This window comes from Paractinoplanes hotanensis (genome assembly GCF_023717965.1).
Lineage (GTDB): Bacteria > Actinomycetota > Actinomycetes > Mycobacteriales > Micromonosporaceae > Actinoplanes > Actinoplanes polyasparticus.
The window spans coordinates 234,767-256,540 of sequence record NZ_JAMQOL010000006.1 but is presented as its reverse complement, the minus strand read 5'-3'; the positions used below and the strand labels follow the sequence as shown (position 1 = coordinate 256,540).

Genomic DNA, 21,774 nt, shown 5'->3' with positions numbered 1-21,774 from the left:
GTCAGTACCCTCGGTGCGTTGCGAGACGACGTAGCTGCGGGGAGGCGGTCGTGAGTGACGGCATTCGGGTCGACACCGACGGATTGAACAAGTTCTCCACCAGGGTGCAGGACGACACGTCCCGCACCCTGGAGCCCGGCTATTCCGACGCCCGGGTCTCCCTCGGTACGGGTGTGCGCTTCGGGGTGAACAACGCCAGCGGCAGCGTGCACGCCGCCAAGGCCCGCTATGCGGCCAGTGTGGAGGTCTCGACGGCCAACGTCGAGGAATACCTGGCCGCGGCCCGGGTCCTGGCCGACGCGGCGGCCAAGGTCGCCGCGGCTCTCGACGCCTCCGACAGCCGCTCGGCCGAACGCACCGACTGGATCACCGGCGCCCTGGCCGCCGCCGCGAGCGAGGCCCAGGAACGCCGGCTGGCCGCCGAGCAGCGGGTCGCGCCCGGAACGGCGCGGGCGATATGACCGACCCGGTGCTGACCAGCAGCTATTGCACGGCGTGGGACTCCTTCAACACGCCCCGCATCTGGTCGATGGTGATGAACGAGGACGACGCGCTCGCCCGCGAGCAGGTGCTCGGCTGGCGGCGGCTCGCATCGTCGATCCGCAGCCAGCACCAGGCCCTGTCGACGGCGAAGACCGACCTGATGGCGGCATGGCCGCCCGACCGGAACGCGTCGGCCGAGGCCTTCCTCAACGAGCTCGACCGGCTGATGGTGCGGCTCGAAGCGGCCTCGGCCGACGCCGACACCACGGCCAACGGGCTCGACCGGATCCTGAACGCGCTGGACGGCGCGAAGAAGGGGGTCGAGCCGCTCTGGGAGAAGTACAAGGACAAGAGCGACGACCTGGTGCCACGCTGGTTCGACAGCGCCGAGGACGAGATCGACGTCGAGGCCCGCAACCACATGATCGCGATGGAGCGGGCCGTCTCGGACGCGGTCGCCGACCTCAGGGTGCCCGACCCGTTTCAGTTCACCGTCGAGGCCCCCCGGGAATGGCCGCCGCGGCCGGAGTCGGGAGAGCCGGGATCGGGACGGCTGGGGTCCGGGGGCATCAGCACGAGCGTGCCCCACGACCCGGTGCCGCCGTTGCCGGGGCTCGACCCGATCGCGCCCGACGCCTCCGGTCCGGGTGGTGGGTCTGCCGGGCCGGGCGCTGTGCTGCGCCCCGGTGGTCCTGATCTGGCCGGAGTGATCAATCCGCCGCTTCCGGGTCTGGGCGAGGGCGGCGGCGTCGGGCCTGTGCCCGGTGGTGCTCCTGCACCGGCGACGCCACCCCCGTTGGCCGGCGTGCCTGGTGTTCTGCCTGGTGGGGGACCGGTCGTCGGTGGCGGCGCGAGGCGGCCGCCGATCGGTGCGCCCGGTCGCGGTCCGGTTGCGGGCCGGACGCTGCCCTCGGGCGCTGTCATCGGCGGTCCGGGATCGATCGGTGGTCCCGCGGGCCGAGGTTCCGGCAGTCCTGGCCCGGCCGGTGGCCGCGCTGTGGGTGGTCCCGGCATCGGTGGGCCGGGCTCGGTGGCCGGCCGTGGCGGCGTGGGTGGCGTCGGCAGCCCGGGGGCCGCGGGTGGTCGCGGCGGTGGCCGGCCCGGCGTTGGCTCCTTCGAGGGCGAGCCGGGTCGTGGTGGCGTCGGGCGGGGTGCCGGTGGGCCGCAGTTGAACGGGGTCGGTGGTCCCGGAGCGGGGCTCGGCCGGGGCGCTGCTGGTGGTCTGCGTGGTCCGGGGGCTGCGCGGGGACGGGCCGGAAGCCGGCGTGGTTCCGGCGACATCCGTTCTGACGGCGCGTCCGTGGACGGTTTCGCGGGCGGGGCCGGGGCCGGTGGCGTTGGTGGTCCCTTGGCCGGCCCCGCCGGTGGCGGCCGGGGTGGTGGCGGCCGTGGTCCCGCGCGGGCGCCACGTCCGGCGTGGCTACCAGACGACCCGGTCGGTCCTGACCGGCATCTCGCGTCGGCCGGCCCGGGCGGCCGTGGACAGACTCGATCGCGCGGCGATGAGCCGACTGGCTTCGATCCGGACAACCTGTGGCGGGTGGCCGAGGGAGTCACCCCCGTGATCAGCCCCGGCATCGACGACGACTGGCACGACCCCGGCCCGAACGTGATCGGCCGCCGCGGGTGACCCGGTCCGCCGAGCAGAAAGCTCCCACCCCGTTCTTTGTCCGGGCTACGGCACAGGCAGCAGCCCAGGGTGGGGTCGTGGCTGCGGCTCGACGCCCTGCTGCGGAACCTGCCGGGCGGATGGCCGCCGCGGTGGGTGTCGTGGTGCTCGTCGTGCTGCTCACGGGGGTGCCGGCTCGGGCCGATTCCTGGCGTGATCGGCAGTGGTACTTCGGGCCGATGCGGCTGACCCAGGCCCAGGAACTGGGCAAGGGCGGCGCCGGGGTGACCGTTGCGGTGATCGACACGGGAGTGGACACCGGGCACCGCGACCTTCGGGGAGCGACCGTGCCGGGCTGGGTCGTCACGCGGGAAGAGCCGTCCGACAATGTGGACACCGGGCCGCACGGCACCGGCATGGCCGCGCTGATCGCGGGCCGCGGGCACGGTGACGGCGCCGGGTTGCTCGGGGTCGCCCCGCGCAGCAAGGTCATGCCGATCCGGCCGGTCAACGACGACCTGCTGATCTCCAACGGCATCCGGTGGGCGGTCGAGCGCGGCGCCACGGTGATCAACATGTCCTTCGAACTGCCGTCCGATCAGGTGCTCGAGGACGCGATCGCCGAGGCCTACGCGAACGACGTCGTGCTGGTCGGCTCGGCCGGCAACGGCGGCGGCGGGGTCGTCGAACCGGCCTCGTTCCCGCACGTCGTGGCGGTCGGGTCGGTCGGCCGCAACAACCGCGTCGCGTCCTTCTCGAACCGAGGTCCCGAAATGGACCTGGTGACCTACGGGGTCGGCATCCCGGTGGCCCGGCCCGGCAACAAGTACGACGTCACCAACGGCACCAGCGTCTCGTCCGCCCTGGTCACGGGCGCGGTGGCGCTGATCCGGGCGCGTTATCCCGACATGCGCGCGCCCGAGGTCGTCGACCGGCTGCTGTCCACAGCGGTCGACCGGGGTGCGAGGGGTCGCGACGATCGTTACGGCGCCGGCCAGCTCGACCTGATCGCCGCCCTGACCGCACCCCGCGCAGCGCCGAAGCCCAGTTCCGCTCCCGCGCGGAATCCCGCGGGAGCCCCGGCCGCGGCACCGTCCACAGGCGACAGCGGCCCGTCGCCGTCAGTGATCGTGGGCGTCGGCGTGCTCGTGCTGATCGCCGGTCTCTCCGTCGTCATGGTGCTTCGGGTACGGCGTAGTTCCTGATCAGCGCGGTCTCACGCGGCTCGGTATGGCACTCGCCCGGGCAAAATTGTGCGCTACCCTCAGTCGTACCGGAGATCGGGGGAGCACCGGTGACTTCATATCGTCCAAATCGGATAACGGGATCGGACCGTACCGGCACGGCCTTCGCGGTCGTCGACCCGGTCGGCCGCCTTGTCGACATCGGCCTGCAGCCCGGCTGGTGGCCCGCACTGGGCCCGGCCCGGGTCGCCGCGGGCCTTCTCGAGGCCGTGGAATCGGCTCGCATGATCGCGGCCACGGCGCCGCTCGTCGCGCGCGGCGAGATCCTCGATGCGGCCCGGGGCCGCATCACCGAGGCCTACCGACTGATCGACGAGGGCCGTGAACAGCCGGCGCTCCGGGTGATCATCGGTCCACGCGGGCTGTTCCGCCTGCATGCGCGCGGCGGCCGCATCGACAGCGCCGAGACCGGCCCGCTCACACCGGCCGACGCCGACCGGCTCGGCGCCGACGCCCGCGACTGCCTGACCGAACTGGCCCGTCCCGCGGCCGGCGCGGAATGTGCACCGGCCGGGTAGCGTCGGGGCATGGCCGATCAACCCACGATCGTGGTCCGGGGCGAGGCGTTCCGCGAGGTGCCGCCCGAGCAGGCGGTTGTCTCCGTCACGCTGTCGGCGCGCGACCGCGACCGCGAGACCGTGGTGTCGCGGCTCGTCGAGCGCTCCAACGAGTTGCACGCCCTGCTGGCCGGGGCGGGTGACGCCATCGAGCGACGCGAGACCGGTGGCGTACGAGTGTTCCCCGAGCTCAAGCGGGGCAGTGAGCGCGTGGTGGCGTACACCGGAAGCGTCGGCACCACCGTGACCGTGACCGATTTCGAACCTCTTGGTCAGCTCCTGCTGCGGCTGGCCGCGCTCGAGCACGCGGCAGTGGCCGGGCCGTGGTGGCAGTTGCGGCCGGGCAGCCGGGCCGGCGCCGACGTCCGGCGCGAGGCGATCGCCGACGCGCTGTCCCGCGCCCGCGAGTACGCGGCCGCGGTCGGCGCCAGCATCGACAAGCTGATCGAGATCGCCGACGACGGCACGAGCGGCGGCGGCCCGATGATGCGAGCGATGGCGTTCGACGCCGGCGCGCCCGAATCGGCCGGTTTCGAGATCGACCCGCAGCCCCAGACCGTCCAGGCCTCGGTGACGGTCCGCGTGACGATCACCCAGCCCGAGCTGGCCCCCTGACACTGCCGTTCTTTGGCTGCGCGTGAGGCGGTCGGGTGATCGGCGCGGAGAGCCGGTGTGTCCGGATAAAGCCGTTTCGGCGCGGCGGGCGGGATGATCAGTAAGACTCGGCTGCATGCCGAAGGGCCGCCGAGACGTGCTGCTGCGGGTGGCGAACGTCAACCCGGCCAGCGTGACCACCCACACCGACCGGGTGCTGTACTCCGCGATCGGCGTCTTCATCCTCCTGTACTTCTTGTACGCCACGCTCGGCGGCGCCGCGTTCATCGACGCCAGCACCAACTACGAACATCCCTGGTACCGGTGGCTGGTCGGGCCGCTGGTCGCGGCGGGCGTCGTCGCCTATGACCGGGCGGTGGTCGGGCGGGTCGCCATCAGCTATGAGCAGGTCGACTCCACCGATCCGAAGCACCTGCTGAAGAAGCCGACGATCGGCCTGTACGCCGGGCGGCTCGGGCTGGCGCTGCTGTTCGCCGTGCTCATCACCGAGCCGCTGATGCTTGCCCGCTATCAGGGGGAGATCGACGCGCGGCTCAATGAGGTGCACAACCAGCAGCTGAGCCGCATCGACCGGGACGGCGCGGTCGGCACGTGGACGGCCCGGCTGGCCCAGATCGACCGGGAGACGGCCGGGGACGACGCTGCCGTGCGCGCGCTCAGCGACCGGGCCGCCCAGAAACGGGAAGACGCCCGCACGCTCTATCAGCAGGCGGTCGACGACTCGGCCGGCGACGGGGTGACCCGGGCTGCCGGCTGCCCGGCCGGCGGCTACTGCGATCAGCTGGTACGGCGGTCGCGGACACTTGACGACGAGGCGACCGCACTCGACGTGCGGGCCGGCCGGCTGCTCGACACGCAGCGGACCTCCCGCGAGGCGCGGGCCGACGAGAAGGCCGGCCTGACCCGGCAGATCGGCGAACAGCGCGAGGCCAACGAGAAGGCGGTCGAGGCCGACTCCGGCTTCGGCGCCCGGACGGCCGCGATGTGGCACCTGGTGACCAGCGACTTCTGGGGCGTCGGGGTCTTCTATCTGGGGATCACGCTGCTGTTGGTGGCGCTCGACTGCGCCGCGGTGGGACTCAAGTTCGCGTCCCGCGGCAACGGCTACGAACGCAACGAGGCTCGCCTCGCCCGCCGCTGCGAGCACGAGGCGAGTCTGATCCACGAGCGGGAGATCCAGGACGCCCGGACGTACGGAGCGGCGATGGCCCGCGTGGTGGCCGACGGCATCGAAACAGCCAGCCACGACGAGGACGTGGTGCGCGATTCGGCCGAGCGGGCCAGCGCGGTGCTGCGTACGTCGGTGGTCGTGCCACCCGAGATCCGCGAGCTCACCGCCCACCCCGGCCGGCACCACCGCCCCTTCGCGGCCGAGCTGCTCAACGGCCACCGAGCCCGGCACCAGAGCCCCACCGCGGCCGAGACCGAGTAGCGAGACGCGCGGGCTCGGCACCAGGGCCCGACTGCGGCCGAGACCGAGACGCTCGGGCCAGCCGGTTCGGCGCGGTCAGCCTTCCCGGCGTACGCCGGAAACCAGCACCGGCACCGTGAAGGTGGCCCCCCGGCAGGCCTCCAGCGAGTCGGGGCGCATGGTGAGGCCGGCCGGTACGTTGAACGCGCCGATCGAGTTGCTCCCCACTTCCCACAGCACCTCGAACTCGGGCCGGCTCAGCTTCACGCCGGTGGCCTTGCAGCCGGCCTTCTCGTGCTCCGCGTCGGCGAAGACCGTCCCGCCCGCGGTCACAGACGTGATCTTGATCGGGAACGAGTTGTCGTTGGTCACCGTGACGATCAGGTCGCCGGTGGCGCCGGGCCGCAGCGACTCGTTGAGGTCGGAGCGTGCCCGCAGCGACATCGCGACCGGTGGGCCGTCGACCGCGTGCGCGACCTCCGAATCGGTGATCTGCCAGTACGCCCAGGCCGCACCCGCGTTGACCACGACGGCGAGCGCCGCGGCGATGCCGAGGATCATCCGCGTACGCCGGTCCAGACGCTTCTTACGCGCCGACACCCCCGGGTGCCGGACCTCCCACGTCGGCTCCTCGTGGTCGGCCGCATCCAGTTCGATGTGCATATCCGTGATCCCGTTGCCGTCGTGGACGCGGTCGTTCAAGCCGCCGCCCTCCCGGAGCCGAGTGAGCAGAAGATCCCGCCGCATCATGACCATGCCTCCGTCTTACGCATGCGGCGCCTTCCTCCTTCAGCGGTGGGTGGGGACTACTTGTGTAATAACGGTCGCCGACGACGCTGGGTCGTGTGATCGGGATTCCGTCCCCGGTTCTGCGCGCATAAATCGCACAGTTGAGGCTGTCCGGCCTAACCCCAAAGAGGGATCGACGCGGCAAATCGCCATCGACGCATCGTCCACCGATCCCGTGGCCAACCGGCATTCCGGCGCCCACGACGACGCCCTGACCCGGCAATATTCACGCTTGTCGAGGCGCGGGAGAGATACAAAGGCCCTTCCCGGCGTACGGCCACCGGCTCCACGCCCGAAGCCGGCCCCGCCATTTCTGTACGGTCCGGCCGAACCGCCATCCGCCGAATGTACGGTCGTAATTCGAGTTTTCCGCCTAATCCGTCCGAGGCGCAAAATCGATCGAGCCCGCGGCGTGGGACCCCGCCGCGGGCTCGATCATTACCCCACCTATTCCGGAATGCCTTCGTCGGCCGAACCGCTGGCGGACGGTTCCGCAGCCGTGGTCGCAGGCTTCGCCTCCGCGGGTGAGGGCGCGGGCGGGGGTGCAGTGTCGTCTTCGGCCTTCTCAGGCGGCGCCGGAACCGGCGTCGTGGTCACGGGGACGGCAGCCGGTTTTGTGGCGGACTCAGTGGTCGGCGCCGGTGTGGGAGTGGCTGGCACGGGCACCATGGCAACTGGTCCGCCGGAATCGGTTGCCGGACTCGCAGGAGCGGCCAGCTTGGCGAGGGTTGCCGTGGCGACAGAGATCGGCAGGGAGGCGGAGGGCGGGCTGTCGGGCCCGAACCAGGTGCCGGCCGTGGCCCGAACGGCATAGGTCACGGACCCTGCCGGCGGGACATTGTCGACGCAGACCCGCGTGGTGGCCGGAACGGTGCAGACGACCTGGGTGGCGCCGCCATGCATGCGGACCAGGACGTAGCCGTTGACTACTCGGTCCGGCGCGGTGTCAGGTCTTGCCCAGGCGACCTTGGGCTTGCCGCCCGACATCTCCGCCTTGGGTTGAGCAACGGCGGGCACACGACCAGTGACGGCCTGAGCTTGCCCTGATGGCGCATTCGTCTCCCAGTTCGCCCAAGCGGAGATTCCACTACCCGCCGCGACAAGCCCCGCAGTTCCGATGGCAAGAACCGCTGCGATTTGCCCGCCTCTCATCGCCCCGCCTTGGCGGCTCGACCGGTGATCTGGATAGTGAAAGTCGTGCGCTGGCAGGCGTCGACCACGGAGTTGGGCATGCGGACGTTGATGCTTCCGACCTTGGTGCGAGTGCCCGGACGCAGCGTCAGGGGCAGCTTGCTGCCGAACCGGCCGACCGTGAGGTTGCTCGATGTCGGTCGGCAGCCACGTCGCGAGGTGCCGGCCAACTTGCCCTCGATCGCAGACACCTTCAGCGGGAAGGGGTAGGAGTTCACCAGGGTCAGATCGATCGGCTTCTTGGCGCCCGGGTACAGCCCGCGAACCGACGAAGCCCGGATATCGAAGCGGTAATCCGACTGGCCGCCGTGCCACGTGGTGAGGGCGATGTCCTGCTCCGGCGGCGTTGAGCCCGGCCCGATCCCGGCCAGCATCCCACTGCCCAGGATCGCGACGGCCGCACCCGTCCAGCTGTACCAGCGCTTCATCGTTCCGCTTCTTTCATCTCCGAGTCCGCGGCAGAGTGGTGAAGGGGCGGAGTTGCCCCTTCACCAGGAGCGATCAAGGGGTGGCGGGCTCGGTGCTCTCAGCGTCGACCTTGTAGTTGACAGTGACCTCAGCTTCTTGGCACGCGTTGTTCGGGTCGTTCTTGAGGGAGACCGCATCGGTGAGCGTGACGTTCTGGGTGTCACCCTGAACCGATACCGGGCTCAGCGTGAGTTCCGTGATCTCCGGCTTCGTAAAAGCGAAGTTGCCGTTGCCACAGCCCGTCTTGGTGGTCGTGATGCTGGTGATCTCCACCTTCTTGACCTTGACGAGGAAGTTGTTCGGGTTCCTGAGCGTGACCTGAACGGATGCCTTGTTTCCCGGCACCAACGCGGGCGAAAGGGCGCTTGCCGTGACCTCAACGGGAGCAGCGCTGCCCGTCGTTGCCACTGCGGAGCTGGTCGTGCTGACGGACCAGGCGGCCCAGGCGGCCGCGCCTCCGCCGACTGCGACAACGGCAGCGGTGATGACGGCGGCGGAACGCTTGGTGATCTTGCGCATCGGAAGGTCCTCCAGGAACGGGCGACTAATCGCGGGTGTTGCTCGGAATGATTTGTGGCCGGTGCTCGAAGCGTTCCGGCGCTGGGACAAAGATGGCGGATCGAGAAGGGTTGGGCGATAGTGCGTTTGCCCGTCCTATCCGGAACGCGAAGTCAGTCGATTGCCGATGATCGGATTAACCCGTAAGGCTGACGAGGTGGTGAGACATCGAGCGTGTCCCGCGTGCTCGTGATCACCAATACCTGCTGGTCGTGGCGTCAGGCAGGGCGAACGCCGGCGTATCAGCCGGGCGCCACCTTCTCAAGCGGCCGAAAGATCCATTGTGGCCGTAACCCGGAAAAGGAGTCGTCAACGCGAGTAAAGGCGAGCTTTAATCGCGATGCTTGCCGTGCTGCAAGGGCAGCTTTCCCCGAATGGGTTAAGCGAAATTGCCGGATCGCTCACCTGAAAGATGCTTACCGGCGACGCTTCTGTCGGCGGGCGGGTGGCCACCGGGGCCGGGCGGGTTCAACCGGCGGGGAGAACCGCGACCGCCTCGACCTCGACGCGGAAGTCCGGGTTGACCAGTCCGGCCACCTGCACCAGCGAGCTTGCCGGGGGCCGGTCGAGGTTGATGACCTCGTCGCGCGCCGTACGGAAGTCGGCCAGGTCGGCGAGGTTGGTCAGGAAGATCGTCAGCTTGACCACGTCGGACAGTCCGGCGCCGGCCGCGGCCAGCGCCGACTCGATGTTGCGGAACACCTGGCGGGTCTGTTCGAGCGCGTCGTCCTCGCCGACCAGCCGGCCCTCGGCGTCGAGCGGCACCTGCCCGGACACCACGATCGTCGTGCCGGTGAAGGCGACCGCGTGGCTGTAGTTGTTGGTGGGCGGCGACCCCGCCGGTCGGACATGGTGCTGCATGCATCGAGCCTAACCGTTACGGTCGGGCCCATGGCGCAGGTCTTCGGCGAGGTGGCAGCCCTCTACGACGACGTCCGGCCGGGCTATCCGGACGAGGTGCGCCGGGGCATTCTCGACTACGGCGGCCCGCCCGACGGCATCGTCGAGCTGGGTGCGGGCACCGGCAAGGGCACCGAACTGCTGGTCGGGTTCGACACGTGGCTCACCGCCCTGGAACCCGACCCGCGGATGGCGGCTGTGCTGCGTACGAAATTTCCGCAGGTCGACGTGGTGGTGGCGCCGTTCGAGCAGTGGTCGCCGCCGGAGCGCCGGCCCGAACTGGTCGCCTGCGCGCTGGCCTGGCACTGGATGGATGCCGCGACGCGCAACCGCCGGGCCTTCGACACGCTCGCTCCGGGCGGCACCCTCGCGGTGTTCGGGCACAAATACGCCTACGCCGACCCGGTGCAGGATCGCGCGATCGGCGACGTGCTGCGGTCGGTCGATCCGACAGTGGTGGAACGCGCCGACCACTGGGTGCGCGACGACGTGGTCGCCTCCGGGGTGTGGTCCGACGTCGTGGAGCGCTGCTTCACCTCGTACCCGGTCCTGCCGAAGCAGCGATACCTGGAGCTGATGCAGACGTTCGCGCCGTTCCGTCGGCACACGGCTGACGAGCAGCGGCGCACCCTCGAAGGGCTGGACGCGGCAATCGACGGCTTCGGCGGAACGGTGCACCTGAAGTTGATGACCAGCCTGGTGCTGGCCCGCCGGAGCTAGCTTGAGTTTTAACCTGTGCGGCGGGGCCTGGGATTGATGGGTTTCTTTTTGTTGGGCTGGGTTTTCCAGGTGTCGCCGCTGGCGAGGTAGACGTCGTGGCGGGTTGCTGGGTGACGGTTGCGGTGTCCGGGTGGTCGGCCTGGTCCTGGCCGGGTGGGTTTCGGTGCAGCGGTGGGGTTGCTGGTTTTGCTGCGGAGGTGCCGAAATCCGCGTCGGACGCGGGCGGGTGAGAGCCGGTCGGGTGGTGTGGGTTTTTCCCAGGGCCGGCGGAGGTCGGCCACGGCGGTGCGGGCGAGGCGGAGTTGGGTGTAGGCGGTCAGGATCAGCCAGGCCCACCGGTCGGCGGCGGCAGGGTCGCGCAGTTTCGGGCGGGTCCAGCCGAGGGTTTGTTTGAGCATGCGGAAGGTGTGCTCGATGTCGAAGCGGCGCAGGAACGCCTGCCAGAGCAGACCGGTTTCGGTGGTGCTGGCGGTGGGTTGCGACCACCAGAGCCAGACCGGTTTCGCGGTGGCGCCGGACGGTAGCCGCTCGACGGTCAGCAGGATCACGGTGCCTTCGATGATCGGCAGGGTGCCGTGTTGGCTGGTCCAGGCGGTGCGGTGGGTCAGTCGCGGGTGCAGCCGGTTCCAGGAGCGGGCCAACGCGGTGCCGTAGAGGCGGGTCTCGGTGCTGGTGGTGGTGTCCGGGGTTGCCCCAGCTGGTGGGGTCGCCGAAGATGAACTCGCCGCCGTGTCGCACGGTGCGTCCGCGGGTGCCGGGTAGCCGTGGGCCGGCTGGTCGGCGCAGGACCCGGTCGGACCGCATCCGGACCAAGACCTGCACGGGCAGGTCGGCGAGCAGGAACGCCAGGCGTGGGCCGTCGTAGCCGGCGTCGGCGACGATCCACATGTGCGGGTCGCCGGGCTGCCACTGCCCGGCGGCGATCAGTCGTTGGACCACGTTGCGGAGTTGACCGGCGGTGATCGTGGCGGCGTCGTCGCCGGGTGCGAGCCGGCAGATGTCCAACGGCGCGGTCCAGGAGCTGCGGCCGGTCTCCAGCGCGGTGACCAGTGAATACGGCCAGCCCGGAACCATGATGTGGGTGTCTTTGCCCCGGCCGTAGGTGTGACACAACACCCGGTCGGGGCTGGTATGGGCTTCGGGGCGCAGCCAGCAGGTGACATCGACCGCCAGGACGATACGTCCGTCGGCGGCCCGGGGCACCGGCACCGCCGCCAGAGCGGTCCGGAGCCGGTCGATGTCGATCCGGCCGCGGTTCAACGCCGCATACAACGAGCCGTGACCCCGCCGATGCTCACCGGCCAGGGACAGTTCCACCGGTGAACGCACCGGCCCGTCCTGGCATAACAAGGCGTCCACCAACTCGAACAACGCATCCGAGCGAGCGGTCAGACAACGGTAGAACTCATCGCGGAACCCGGCCAGCCGCCCGAGCCCACCGGCCGGGTCTTGATCCTGCACACTGAACACCAGACAGCCGTTGATTTGATCTTCTTCCCTAGACAAGAGGAATGATCAATCAAGGGCTGTCCCCATAATCAGCCGGGGTCGATACCACCCAGCCACACGTTAAAACTCAAGCTAGGGTCTGTTTCGTAGTTGAGGCGGGGCTGCGGCGAGGCCCAGATCCCGCCTGGCGGCGTCCCGCGAAAACCCGGTTCCAACACCGGGAGCCGGGCTTCCACGGGCCACCACCAGACGAAATCTGGACCGCGCCTCGCTCCCACCCCAACTGCGAAACAGACCCTAGACCGGTGCCGGCTGCTCGGCGTAGAGGGTGGCCCGGGCGATCTCGCCGACGGCCCGGCTCGCCCGTGCGGCCACCGAGCCGTCGGGCGCCCAGATGCCCGAGCGGCCCGCGGTCTCGGGATAGTCGGGGCCGGTCGCGCCCGCGCAGGACGAGACCGCGACCCACACCCCGTACGTCTGACTGATCCTGCGGGCACGCTCGGCGACCACCACGTCGTCGGCGGGAACGTCGACGACGCCGGCGATGTAGGCGTCCACGCCGAGCGCCGCCGTGGCCGCCGCGTGCTCCTCGACGCCGGTGTCGCGGCAGATGGCCAGGCCCAGACGCCAGCCGTCGACCTCGATCACCTCGGGGCCGGGGCCCGGCTGGAAGCGAGACTCGGTGTGGTGCGGGTTGACCTTGCGGTAGACGACCCGGGCGCCCGCGCCGTCGATCAGCAGCGTCGCGATGTGGGGACCGGCGACGGGGGCGCCGGCCAGTGCGACCGTGTCGGTGGCGGCACAGGCCTCGATCAGCGGGTGCAGACGCGGGTCGTCCGGTGACAGCAGGGGCGCGTCCAGGTCGTACCCGGTGAGGGAAAGCTCGGGAAAGACGACCAGCCGGGCGGCGGACGCACGGACCGCGGCCGCGTGCCGGGTCACGTTGGCGGCGATGTCGAGCGCGTGGACGGGCGGTTGGGCTACGGCGAGGACCAACGAGCGCATGGGCCGATCTTTCTGCGGGGGGTGTGGTTAGGGACGGACGGCTTCGACCAGGAAACGGTGGGCGGTGACGGTGAAACCGCCGTGCAGGCGGATGTAGGTGTCGAGGCGTTCCAACGGCTGCTGGTAGTGCCTCGGGGTGAAGTCGCGGATCTGCCAGGGGAGGTCCCGCAGCTGGCGGATCACCGCGCCGACGTCGTGGAAGGTCACCGGCGGGCGTTCCTCACGCACGTCGACGACCTCGAGGCCGGCGGCGGTCAGCGCCGAGACCGCGACGTCGGCGTTCCAAGGCTGGCGGTGAGCCGGCGGCGCCCCCAGCGCCACGTTCAGCTCGGCCAGGTCGTCGCTGCCGACCTGCTGGGTCAGCACAGTGCCGCCGCGGCGCAGCAGGCGCACGATGTCGGCCGCCGGCAGCCGGCCGTGACGGCTGAGCACGACGTCGAACTCGTCCTCGCCGCCGGGGAGCTCGGTGAGCACCTCGACGGTGAGGGGCGCGAGCCGGTCGCGGGCGACGGGGATGTTGCGGGCCCAGCTCTCGACCGCGACGGTGTGCGGCGGCAGCGGGACCAGCTCGGCGAGCAACTCGCCACTGCCGGTGTCGAGATCCAGGGCCGAGGAAGCGCGGCGCAGCAGCGTACGGGCCATGGTGGGGTAGGACCACGACGGCTCGGAGCCGACGTCGCGCCCGTCCAGCCAGGCGAACTCCCAGCCGGTGGCGCGCTCGCCGGCGGTTTCCCCGTACTGCTGCCCGATGCGCACTCGACGACGGTAGCCACTCCTTCGGGGGGCCAAACGCCCGGTGTGACGTGGCTCAAGCCCAGACACGTGACGGGACCGTAAATTGTTACGCCGCCGCGACCTCGATCCGGCGCCGGAGGCTCGACCGGGGAAATCTCCCGACACGTCAAGCGCGCACCGGCATCAGGATCGAGAAGCGGGAGTCGTCGCCCGGGACCCGTACGGCGAGCGGCTTGATCGGCCCGTCGAGTTCCAGCACGAGCTGGCCGCTGCCGCCCGCGTCCAGGGCCTGCAGCAGGAACTCGCGGTTCACCGCCAGGTGCGTGTCGCCGCTCCACTCGGCCTCCGGCACCACGCTGACGGCGCCCCGGTCAAACCCCAGAACGGCCACCTCGTACGGCGTTCCGTCGTGCTTTCTCGTGACGACCGGCGCGGCGGTGACCCGGTCGCGCAGCGCAGCCGTATCGACCGTGACCCGGGTGGTCGGGGTCGCCAGCCCGTCGAGCAGGCGGCGGTGGTCCGGGTAGTCGATGTCGAGGGGCTCGGCCTCGAGCGAGGCCGGTTCCGCCCGTACGCGATCAAGCGCGAGATCGAGCACGGCCCGGCCCCCAGCGAGCGTGGGGCGCAGGCCGTCGACGAACGTGAGAGGCAGCACCGACCGGATCGGCGGCCCCTCGACCTCGGCCGAGGCCGACGCGACGGCCATCCGGAAGCGGTCGGTCGCAACCAGGGTGAGCACGCCGCCGGTGATGTCGAGCAGCACGCACCGCAGCATCGGCAGCTCCGGATCGGCCCCCGCGGCGAAGCGGACGGCGTCGATCGTGGCAGCCAGGGCGGCGGCGGGCAGGCTGACTCGGGCCATGAGTTTCTCCTCCAGGTCGAGCAGGGTGTGGATGCGGAGGAGTTCACGCTTGGCGTCGGCCAGCCCGTCCTCGAGACGCCGCCGATGCGCGTCGAGCCGACGGCGTACGGCGGCCGGGTCGTCCAGCTCGCGGACGCACTCGGCGATCTCAACCACCGGCACGCCGATGCGCCGCAGCCCCGCGACAAGCCGGGCCGCCCGCACCTGCTCGCTGCTGTAGCGGCGGTAACCCGTCGCCGCGTCGACCTCGGCCGGCACCAGCACGCCGGCGCCGTCATAGAACCGCAGCGCGCTGACGCTGAGCCCACTGGCCCGCGCCACCACACCGATGCTGCGCATGTCTCCTCGCACGTCACCGACCCTTCCGCCTCAACCAGGTCGAGAGTCAAGCTCGCGATGATCTTGCTGGAACAGCCCACCCATCCCGAACCCCCTCCCACCTCGGGGCGTTGTGAGGTGCAACTTACGCCTTGTCAAGCCGGGGCCGTCCCGTTGTCCACAGGGGCGATCGGCTGCTCGGCTAACTGAGCAGCAGCATCCCGGCCACGCCGAGCATGACCACGGCGATCAGGCCGTCCAGCACACGCCAGGCCGACGGGCGGGCCAGCAGCGGCGCGAGGCGATGCGCGCCGGCGCCCAAGGCGGTGAACCAGACCAGGCTGGCGGCGGCCGCGCCCGCGCCGAAGAGCCAGCGGTGCGGGTGCTGCTGGGCGACCGAGCCCAGCAACAGAACCGTGTCGAGGTAGACGTGCGGGTTCAGGTAGGTCAGGGCCAGGCAGGTCAGGATCGTCGCTCGCAGGGTGGCCGGGGCTCGTTCGGCGGCCTGCAGGGCGGCGGGTCGCAGCGCGCGGCGCGCCGCCATCACGGCGTACGTGATGAGGAAGGCGCCGCCGACCCACTTGATCACCGTGACCGCGTCGGGGCTGGCCGTGACCACCGCGCCCAGGCCGCCGATGCCCGCGAGGATCAGGAACAGGTCGGAGACGGCGCAGACCAGCACGACCGCGAGCACGTGTTCGCGGCGCAGGCCCTGGCGCAGCACGAAAGCGTTCTGGGCGCCGATGGCGATGATCAGCACGGCGGAGGCGAGGAAGCCGGTGGCGACGGAGGTGAGCACGGCTTCGACGCTAAGCGGACGGTAACCCGTACTCAAACTAAAGATTTTGATGTTGCATTAGCATCGCTTACGTGGACTTCGCGCAACTGGCCACGTTCCAGGCCGTCATCGAGTCGGGCAGTTTCGACGCGGCGGCGCGTGAGCTGCATGTCACGCCCTCGGCCGTGAGTCAGCGGATCAAGGCACTGGAGCGCTCGGTCGGCCAGGTGCTGGTCCGGCGTACGAAACCCTGCGTGGCCACCCCGGCCGGTGAGGCCCTCGTCCGCTTCGCGGGGCAGGTGGCGCTGCTCGAGCGGGAAGCCATCGGGCAGGCGCGTGGCGGCACCCGGGTCTCGATCGTGGTGAACGCCGACTCGCTGCACACGTGGTTCCTGCCGGTGCTGGCCGCCGTGCCCGGCCCGCAGTACGAGCTGCACACCGACGACGAGTACTACACCGCCGACCTGCTGCGATCGGGAACCGCGATGGCCGCCGTGACCGCCGACGACACCGCCGTCCAGGGCTGCCGGATCGAACGGCTGGGGGCGATGCGCTACCTCGCGGTCGGACGGCCCGACGACCAGGCGATGATCCGCTACAACCGGAAGGATCATCTGCAGCATCGGCTGCTACCGGATAGAGCGGATACGGCCGAACATTTCGTGCCGTCGGCGTCGGCGTTCATCGAGGCCGTCCGCATGGGGCTCGGCTGGGGCCTGGTGCCCGAGTGGATCGCGCGCGACGACATCAGCAGAGGCCGGTACGTCGACCTGCACCCCGGACGGCACCTCGACGTGCCGCTCCACTGGCAGTACTGGCGGATCGGCTCGGCGGTGCTGGACGAGCTGACGGCCGCAGTCAAGGCGGCGGCCGCGCCCTTCCTCAGGAGTTAGCGTGCAGGGCCGCGTTCAGCTCGATGCCCGTGCCCTTGCGCGGCTTGGCCTCCAGCGCCCCGGTCACCGAGTTGCGCCAGAAGAGCAGGCCGTTGACCCCGGAGAGCTCGCGCGCCTTGACGACCCGGCCGTCGGGCAGCGTGATCTTCGACCCGGCCGTGATGTAGCAGCCCGCCTCGACCACGCAGTCGTCGCCGAGCGAGATGCCGATGCCCGCGTTCGCGCCGAGCAGGCTGCGCTCGCCGATGCGCACCTTGTCCTTGCCGCCGCCGGAGAGCGTGCCCATGATGGACGACCCGGCGCCGACGTCGGAGCTGTCGCCGACCACGACGCCCTGCACGATGCGGCCCTCGACCATCGACGTGCCCAGCGTGCCCGCGTTGAAGTTGGCGAAGCCCTCGTGCATGACCGTCGTGCCCGAGGCCAGGTGGGCGCCGAGGCGCACCCGGTCGGCGTCGGCGATCCGGACGCCCGACGGCACCACGTAGTCGGTCATGCGGGGGAACTTGTCGACCCCGAAGACGGCCAGGTGGCGGCCGGCCGCGCGCTCGAGGAAGCGCAGCTCGTCGACCCGGTCGGGCGGGCACGGGCCGGCCGACGTCCAGGCGACGTTGGCCAGGGCGCCGAAGATGCCGTCGAGGTTGAGCGAGTTCGGCACCACGAAGCGGTGCGAGAGCAGGTGGAGCCGCAGGTAGGCGTCCGCGGCGTCCTTGATCGGGTCGGCCAGCGAGGCGATCGTGGTGCGGACCTCGACCGTCGACAGGCCGGACAGCGCCTTGGGCCCGGTCAGCCCGGCCGGCAGCGCCGGCGCCTCGGCGGGCAGGTCGCCCATGCCGAGGAAGCCCTCGGGATACCAGGTGTCGAGCACCTGACCCTCGGCGGTGACGGTGGCGAGGCCGATGCCCCAGGCGGGGGAGGTCGAGATCGCAGTATCCACGGCCCGAACCCTACTAAAGCAGCGAGCAGGGTCGTGATTCACCATCGGCCGGTATCGTGCGGCCTATGGCCAACCCGCTTACCCCGGACGTGTTGGTCGACCCGGTGGAGCTCACCCGCACCCTGGTCGACATCGAGTCCGTCTCCCGCCACGAGCAGGCGATCGCCGACGACGTGGAAGAGGTGCTCCGCCTGGCGTCCCACCTCAGCGTGGACAGACTCGGCAACACCGTCATGGCCCGTACGAACCTGGGGCGCGACCAGCGGGTCGTGCTCGCCGGGCACCTCGACACCGTGCCGATCAACGACAACTTCCCGTCGACCGTCGTCGACGACCTGATCTACGGCTGCGGCACCTCGGACATGAAGAGCGGCGTCGCGCTGGCCCTGCACCTGGCGGCCACGCTGCCCGACCCGCGCTACGACCTCACGTTCCTGTTCTACGAGGCGGAAGAGATCGACTCGAAGTACAACGGCCTGCGCCTGGTCGCCGAGTCCCGCCCCGAGTGGCTGCTGGCCGACTTCGCGGTGCTGCTCGAACCGACGTACGGGGTGGTCGAGGCCGGCTGCCAGGGCACCCTGCGCGCGCTGGTGCGCACCACCGGCCGGCGAGCCCATACCGCCCGCGCCTGGCGGGGGGTCAACGCGATCCACGCGGCGGGCGATGTGCTGCGGCGGCTTTCGGACTATCGGGCGCGGACGGTCACGATCGACGGCTGTACGTACCGTGAGGGCCTCAACGCGGTCAAGATCCACGGTGGCGTTGCTGGAAACGTCGTGCCCGACGAATGTGTGATCGAAGTCAACCTGCGCTTCGCCCCCGACCGCACCGAGAAGCAGGCGCTCGAACACGTCCACGAGGTCTTCGAGGGCTACGAGGTGGAGCTGACCGATTCGGCGCCGGGCGCGATGCCCGGTCTGACCGCGGCGCCGGCCCGCGAGTTCCTCACCGCGGTCGGGGCGGAACCGGCGGCCAAGCTGGGCTGGACCGACGTGGCCCGGTTCGCGGCGCTCGGCATCCCGGCCCTCAACTACGGGCCCGGCGACCCGCTGCTGGCCCACGCCCCCGACGAGCACGTCGAGATCGGCAAGATCCGTGACGGGGCGACGACGCTGCACCGCTGGCTGGCCTCGTAAGGCCGCGTAGGTCAGAGGGCGGGACGCACCGCGACACGGCCGATGGCCCGGATGGTCATCGGCTCGATCTCCATCGTGGCCTCGGGATCGGCCGGGACCTCGCCACGGGTCTCCGGCCGCGGCCCGAACGCCATCCGGCGTTCCTCGACCACCAGTCGGATCCGTCGCTGCATGCGACGCTGCATCTTCAAGCGCTCGTATCGGGTCGTCACGGTGCTCCTTAAGCCCGGCCGCCATGCCGGGCGCAGTGCTTGCGTGCCGCGAGTTGGTAACTGAGAAGACGCTCCAGAGCTACCGTCCGTTGCTTCAATCTGGCAAAAAGGTCGCGGACCCGCAATCCTCTTACCGAAACCCACCCGGTTGTTCACCGGGTGACTGACCGTCCGCACTACCTTTTAGGCATGACGGACAGCACCAACGGACGACGCGACGGTGCGCCGGAGCGTCATCGCGGCGCGGTCACGCTTCGCCGCGAGTCGATCCCGCCGAGCACGGCCGACGAGAAACTGCTCGACTCGCACCACCGGCGGGAGTGGAAGACCAAGGACGCCTGGCGGGCCCTGCGCATCCTCTCCGAGTTTGTCGAGGGCTTCGACACCCTGGCCGACCTGCCGCCGGCGGTGAGCGTCTTCGGCTCGGCGCGCAGCCGTCCCGACAGCCCGGAGTGCGAGATGGCCGCGGCGCTGGGGGCCGCGCTGGCCGAGGCCGGCTACGCGGTGATCACCGGGGGCGGTCCGGGCGTGATGGAGGCGGCCAACCGCGGCGCGACCGAGGCCGGCGGCATGTCGGTCGGGCTCGGCATCGAACTCCCCTTCGAACAGGGCCTCAACGACTGGGTCGACATCGGCATCGACTTCCGCTACTTCTTCGTCCGCAAGACCATGTTCGTCAAGTACGCCCAGGCGTTCGTGGTCCTGCCCGGCGGCTTCGGCACGCTCGACGAGTTGTTCGAGGCGGTCACGCTGGTGCAGACGAAGAAGGTCACCCGCTTCCCGGTGATCCTGATGGGCACGGCGTACTGGTCGGGCCTGTTCGATTGGATCAAGGGAACCCTGCTGGCCGACGGCAAGATCAGCGAGAGCGATCTGGATCTGATCCAGGTCACCGACGACGTCGACGAGGCCGTGCAGATCATCGTGGACGCCGACGCGGCGCTCGCCGACTCCCACGGCAAGGGGTGACGTGGCCGCCATCTGCGTCTTCTGCGCCTCCTCGAGCACGCTCGACCAGAAGTGGCTCGACCTCGCCACCCGCACCGGTGAAGAGATCGGCGCCCGCGGGCACACCCTGGTCTCGGGCGGCGGCTGCGTCGGCATGATGGGCGCGGTGGCCGACGGGGCCCGGGCCGGCGGCGCGCACACCCTCGGCGTGATCCCGCAGTCGCTGGTCGACCTCGAGGTGGCCGACCGTGCCTCCGACGAGCTGATCATCACCGGCGACATGGGCTCGCGCAAGAACATCATGATCGACCGGTCGGACGCGTTCATCACGTTGCCGGGCGGGCTCGGCACCCTCGACGAGCTGTTCGAGGTGTGGACCACGGCAACACTCGCACTGCACGACAAGCCGATCGTGCTGCTCGACCCCGACGGCTTCTACGACGGCCTGCTGGCCTGGCTGGGCCAGCTCGCCGACACCGCTTTCGTCCGCTCGTCGGCGCTCGATCGGGTGATCGTGGTCAAGTCGATCGGCTCGGCGTTGGACGCCGTCGAGGAACGGGTAACCGGGGCCTGAGGTGTCACGCCGGGTGGGTGTCACCACACCCACCCGGCGTGACCAGAGGCCCCGGCGGGCCCGCCGGCCGGGTCGGGGGCGCGCCGACGCGCTCTCACCGGGACACGCCGGTGCGCACCTTCCGGCCGTCCGGCGGCGTCGCGCCCGCCGGGGCACGCGCTGGATCGGTTGAGCCGACAGTGCGCCGGGAGATCACCGGACGTCAACGTCGCATCTGCGAACATTCGCATGGTGCCCGTTCGGGGGATCGTGGAAGACTGCGGTCATGCCCCCGCAACGGGCGACCCTGCTTCAGGTCGCACAGCGGGCCGGCGTGTCCCGCAGCACGGCCTCCTTCGTCCTCGCTGGACGCCATCTGGACATGAGGATCTCGGACGACGCCCGGCAACGGGTGCTCCGGGCTGCCCAGGAGCTGGACTACCGGCCCAACCTCATGGCGCGGAGCCTGCGTACCAAGGTGACCCGCACCATCGCCCTCGTCTCCGACACCCTCGCCTCCGACCCCTACGCCGGCAAGGCGATCAACGGCGCGCTGGCGGCCGCCGTCGCCCACGGCCATCTGCTCTTCATCGGCGAGACCGAGGGGGACCCGGTCGTCGAGGAGAGACTGATCGCCGACTTCCTCGACCGGCAGGTCGACGCGTTCGTCTACGCGAGCATGTTCACCCGCTACGTGCGGCTTCCCAAGCAGCTCAAGGGGCACCCGGTCGTGCTGCTCAACTGCCTCACCCGCGGGGCCCGGCCGGCGCACCACCAGATCATCCCCGACGAGCTGGCCGCCGGGTGGAGCGCGGCCACCACCGTGCTCGAGGCCGGCCACCGCAGCGAGATCTACCTGGTGGGCACTCCCGACGAGCAGGTCTTCGCCGGCCGGGAGCGGATGGCCGGCATCCGCGAAGGGCTGCGGGCCGGCGGCACGGGCCTGGCCGGGACGGTCGCCTGCGACTGGTGGCCCGATTCGGCGTACGAGGCGGTGGCCGGCAGCCTCACCGCCGGGCTGCGACCGCGGGCGTTGATCTGCCTCAACGACCGCATCGCCCTCGGCGCCTACCAGGCCCTGCGCGAGGCCGGCCGGCGCATTCCGGACGACGTTTCGGTGCTCTCGTTCGACGACTCCGACCTGGCCGCGTGGCTGCGGCCACAGCTCACCAGCATCTCGCTGCCCCACTACCAGCTCGGGTGGCAGGCGGTGGAGAAGCTGCTCGGCCCGCAGTCCGATCCTGCGGTGCTGCGCCTGCCCATGCCGGTGCGGCGCCGGGCCTCGATGGCCAAACCACCCGTTAGTTAACGTCGGACCCTCGTGGTTTCCTTGTTGCCGTGAGTACGCCGGCCTCTTCCCCCGCCGCGGTGCGCCGCCCGGCGTACCGCCTGGTCCGGCGCCC

22 protein-coding genes and 1 pseudogene are annotated in these 21,774 nt (G+C 70.6%); 12 read left to right on the top strand and 11 right to left on the bottom strand.

From position 1 onward, the window contains the following. Window positions 1–50 precede the first annotated feature (50 nt). From LXN57_RS05575 to LXN57_RS05550, 6 genes are all read left to right on the top strand, one after another. Window positions 51–461 (top strand): hypothetical protein, encoded by a 411-nt coding sequence (locus LXN57_RS05575; protein ID WP_251796901.1) that lies wholly within the window; start codon window positions 51–53, stop codon window positions 459–461. Further along, entirely contained in the window at window positions 458–2,113 is a 1,656-nt protein-coding gene (locus LXN57_RS05570) for a hypothetical protein (protein ID WP_251796899.1), read from the top strand. Before LXN57_RS05575 ends, LXN57_RS05570 begins: the two co-directional genes overlap by 4 nt. Window positions 2,114–2,190: 77 nt before the next feature. Beyond that, on the top strand, window positions 2,191–3,297 hold the full coding sequence (locus tag LXN57_RS05565) for a S8 family peptidase (RefSeq protein WP_251796897.1): 1,107 nt from the start codon (window positions 2,191–2,193) through the stop codon (window positions 3,295–3,297). 89 nt (window positions 3,298–3,386) lie between these two features. Beyond that, window positions 3,387–3,854, top strand: a complete 468-nt coding sequence (locus LXN57_RS05560; protein WP_251796896.1) for a hypothetical protein — start codon at window positions 3,387–3,389, stop codon at window positions 3,852–3,854. Between the two features lie 9 nt (window positions 3,855–3,863). Next, window positions 3,864–4,508, top strand: coding sequence for an SIMPL domain-containing protein (locus LXN57_RS05555; protein WP_251796894.1), 645 nt, complete (start codon window positions 3,864–3,866; stop codon window positions 4,506–4,508). Between the two features lie 115 nt (window positions 4,509–4,623). Continuing rightward, window positions 4,624–5,940, top strand: a complete 1,317-nt coding sequence (locus LXN57_RS05550; protein WP_251796892.1) for a DUF4407 domain-containing protein — start codon at window positions 4,624–4,626, stop codon at window positions 5,938–5,940. Window positions 5,941–6,015: 75 nt separating this feature from the next. On the opposite strand, the gene LXN57_RS05545 is transcribed toward LXN57_RS05550, so the two are convergent. The 4 genes from LXN57_RS05545 to LXN57_RS05530 all read right to left on the bottom strand — a co-directional run bounded on the left by LXN57_RS05545 (window position 6,016) and on the right by LXN57_RS05530 (window position 9,786). Continuing rightward, window positions 6,016–6,669 (bottom strand): COG1361 family protein, encoded by a 654-nt coding sequence (locus LXN57_RS05545; protein ID WP_251796890.1) that lies wholly within the window; start codon window positions 6,667–6,669, stop codon window positions 6,016–6,018. A 1,187-nt stretch (window positions 6,670–7,856) separates the two neighbouring features. Continuing rightward, entirely contained in the window at window positions 7,857–8,327 is a 471-nt protein-coding gene (locus tag LXN57_RS05540; RefSeq protein ID WP_251796888.1) for a hypothetical protein, read from the bottom strand. A gap of 73 nt (window positions 8,328–8,400) precedes the next feature. Further along, the gene (locus LXN57_RS05535) at window positions 8,401–8,886 is read right to left on the bottom strand and encodes a hypothetical protein (RefSeq protein WP_251796887.1); all 486 of its coding nucleotides are present in this window, start codon (window positions 8,884–8,886) and stop codon (window positions 8,401–8,403) included. Window positions 8,887–9,393: 507 nt separating this feature from the next. Next, on the bottom strand, window positions 9,394–9,786 hold the full coding sequence (locus tag LXN57_RS05530; RefSeq protein WP_251796885.1) for a RidA family protein: 393 nt from the start codon (window positions 9,784–9,786) through the stop codon (window positions 9,394–9,396). 30 nt (window positions 9,787–9,816) lie between these two features. On the opposite strand from LXN57_RS05530, the gene LXN57_RS05525 reads away from it, so the two are divergent. Next, window positions 9,817–10,545 carry a class I SAM-dependent methyltransferase gene (locus LXN57_RS05525; protein ID WP_251796882.1) on the top strand — a complete coding sequence of 243 codons (729 nt, stop codon included), beginning with the start codon at window positions 9,817–9,819 and terminating at the stop codon, window positions 10,543–10,545. An 8-nt stretch (window positions 10,546–10,553) separates the two neighbouring features. Here the strand turns inward: LXN57_RS05525 and LXN57_RS47835 are convergent. From LXN57_RS47835 to LXN57_RS05495, 5 genes and pseudogenes are all read right to left on the bottom strand, one after another. Further along, a pseudogene (locus LXN57_RS47835) lies at window positions 10,554–12,015 on the bottom strand (NF041680 family putative transposase). Between the two features lie 276 nt (window positions 12,016–12,291). Next, entirely contained in the window at window positions 12,292–12,999 is a 708-nt protein-coding gene (locus LXN57_RS05510) for a carbon-nitrogen hydrolase family protein (RefSeq protein WP_251796878.1), read from the bottom strand. Between the two features lie 27 nt (window positions 13,000–13,026). Next, on the bottom strand, window positions 13,027–13,755 hold the full coding sequence (locus tag LXN57_RS05505; RefSeq protein WP_251796876.1) for a class I SAM-dependent methyltransferase: 729 nt from the start codon (window positions 13,753–13,755) through the stop codon (window positions 13,027–13,029). A 145-nt stretch (window positions 13,756–13,900) separates the two neighbouring features. Next, a complete protein-coding gene (locus tag LXN57_RS05500; protein WP_251796875.1) occupies window positions 13,901–14,935 on the bottom strand; it encodes a DNA polymerase III subunit beta family protein in 1,035 nt (344 codons plus the stop codon). Window positions 14,936–15,116: 181 nt separating this feature from the next. Next, window positions 15,117–15,713: a LysE/ArgO family amino acid transporter gene (locus LXN57_RS05495; protein ID WP_251796873.1), complete on the bottom strand. Its 597-nt coding sequence runs from the start codon at window positions 15,711–15,713 to the stop codon at window positions 15,117–15,119. Between the two features lie 71 nt (window positions 15,714–15,784). Between LXN57_RS05495 and LXN57_RS05490 the strand changes: the two genes are divergently transcribed. After that, window positions 15,785–16,585 (top strand): LysR family transcriptional regulator ArgP, encoded by an 801-nt coding sequence (locus LXN57_RS05490; RefSeq protein ID WP_251796872.1) that lies wholly within the window; start codon window positions 15,785–15,787, stop codon window positions 16,583–16,585. On the opposite strand, the gene dapD is transcribed toward LXN57_RS05490, so the two are convergent. After that, window positions 16,575–17,522, bottom strand: a complete 948-nt coding sequence (gene dapD, locus LXN57_RS05485; RefSeq protein ID WP_251796870.1) for a 2,3,4,5-tetrahydropyridine-2,6-dicarboxylate N-succinyltransferase — start codon at window positions 17,520–17,522, stop codon at window positions 16,575–16,577. The two genes, LXN57_RS05490 and dapD, sit on opposite strands and share 11 nt — an antisense overlap. A gap of 65 nt (window positions 17,523–17,587) precedes the next feature. Between dapD and dapE the strand changes: the two genes are divergently transcribed. Continuing rightward, entirely contained in the window at window positions 17,588–18,658 is a 1,071-nt protein-coding gene (gene dapE, locus LXN57_RS05480) for a succinyl-diaminopimelate desuccinylase (protein ID WP_251796869.1), read from the top strand. Window positions 18,659–18,669: 11 nt separating this feature from the next. On the opposite strand, the gene LXN57_RS05475 is transcribed toward dapE, so the two are convergent. Further along, complete coding sequence (locus tag LXN57_RS05475; RefSeq protein ID WP_251796867.1) at window positions 18,670–18,831, bottom strand: hypothetical protein; 162 nt, start codon at window positions 18,829–18,831, stop codon at window positions 18,670–18,672. Between the two features lie 228 nt (window positions 18,832–19,059). Here LXN57_RS05475 and LXN57_RS05470 point away from each other — a divergent pair, with 228 nt between their 5' ends. From LXN57_RS05470 to LXN57_RS05460, 3 genes are all read left to right on the top strand, one after another. Further along, window positions 19,060–19,839, top strand: coding sequence for an LOG family protein (locus tag LXN57_RS05470; RefSeq protein ID WP_251796866.1), 780 nt, complete (start codon window positions 19,060–19,062; stop codon window positions 19,837–19,839). 1 nt (window position 19,840) lies between these two features. Next, entirely contained in the window at window positions 19,841–20,392 is a 552-nt protein-coding gene (locus tag LXN57_RS05465) for an LOG family protein (RefSeq protein ID WP_251796865.1), read from the top strand. Window positions 20,393–20,657: 265 nt separating this feature from the next. Beyond that, on the top strand, window positions 20,658–21,680 hold the full coding sequence (locus tag LXN57_RS05460; RefSeq protein ID WP_251796864.1) for a LacI family DNA-binding transcriptional regulator: 1,023 nt from the start codon (window positions 20,658–20,660) through the stop codon (window positions 21,678–21,680). Window positions 21,681–21,774 lie beyond the last annotated feature (94 nt).